The 1063-nt window shown below is 34.0% G+C and carries 2 protein-coding genes; both read left to right on the top strand.

The genetic code is table 11. From position 1 onward, the window contains the following. The coding region (locus OZD61_RS03190; protein ID WP_274979821.1) for a hypothetical protein at positions 1-188 on the top strand (188 nt) is incomplete at its 5' end. 108 nt (positions 189-296) lie between these two features. Continuing rightward, positions 297-830: an HK97 family phage prohead protease gene (locus OZD61_RS03195; RefSeq protein ID WP_274979822.1), complete on the top strand. Its 534-nt coding sequence runs from the start codon at positions 297-299 to the stop codon at positions 828-830. Positions 831-1063 lie beyond the last annotated feature (233 nt).

Raw genomic sequence — 1063 nt, forward strand, 5'->3', positions numbered from 1 at the left:
TTCATGAATTTATTGTACGTTACCTACTATCCGAAGAGCGATGCAACAAAGCCATCCCAGTGTCAAGCACTGGGATGACAAAAAAAGGAGGCTACTCGGATGACAGGAGAAGGTACTGCCGTCATAAAGGAACCAGTTTCAGCTACTTTCATGACATCGTTGTAACATTGTACCATATTACAATTTAGCGTTTTTAGTAACTAAGAAAAGTGCTTCCCCCTTTTAGAGCACTGCATATAATAGAATTATATCGCAGTGCATTGCGAAACAAAATTCCCAATACTACAGGAGGCTTTATGAATAAGAAATTTCTCTATTCACCATTGTCAATAAAAAGCATAGGAGAAAACGGTGTATTTTCTGGTTATGCTAGCGTTTTTAATATAGTTGATAAACAAAATGATCTGATATTGCCTGGAGCATTTAAGGAAAATTTAAACAGAAATAAAATAAAACTCCGTTGGCAGCATAATCCTGACGAACCTATAGGTAGTATCATAGATATTTACGAAAATGATGTTGGTCTATATATAATTGCACATTTACTTTTGGGTATTCAGAAAGCAGAAGAAGTGTATTTGATGCTCAAAGCTGGAGCAATTAACGGACTTTCCATCGGCTATATACCTATAGAGTATGATGTTGATCATAAAAGCGGAGCTAGAGTGTTAAAACAAGTGGAATTATGGGAAGTCAGTTTGGTCACTTTTCCTGCAAACTTAGCTGCTCAGGTAATCAATGTGAAAAATCAGAACAATGAACAGGAAGTGTTAGCAAGAGCGATAGGAAAAGCAAATGCTGTACTTACAGACATGTGTATTTCTGCTTAAAGTGTATTACGCAGGCAAAGACTTTACCATAATTTGACACCTGCGTTAGTATTTATTATACTAATATATATAACTTTATCACTGTTAAAATTTTCTGTAAATTAAAGTTAAAAAACAAGGTAATTTTATGCCAAATATTAATAATACGGCTAATTATGAAATTAATGTTAGAACCTGTTAAGGATCTCGAAAATATGAGGTAAAATAAGCATAGTTAAGAAAGAGGTATATCT

It is taken from the genome of Wolbachia endosymbiont of Drosophila bocki (assembly GCF_028982005.1).
In the GTDB taxonomy this organism is placed as follows: Bacteria; Pseudomonadota; Alphaproteobacteria; order Rickettsiales; family Anaplasmataceae; genus Wolbachia; species Wolbachia pipientis.

Coding starts and splice junctions, on each gene's coding strand:
- OZD61_RS03195 (WP_274979822.1), top strand. CDS start 297: ATGAATAAGAAATTTCTCTATTCACCATTGTCAATAAAAAGCATAGGA.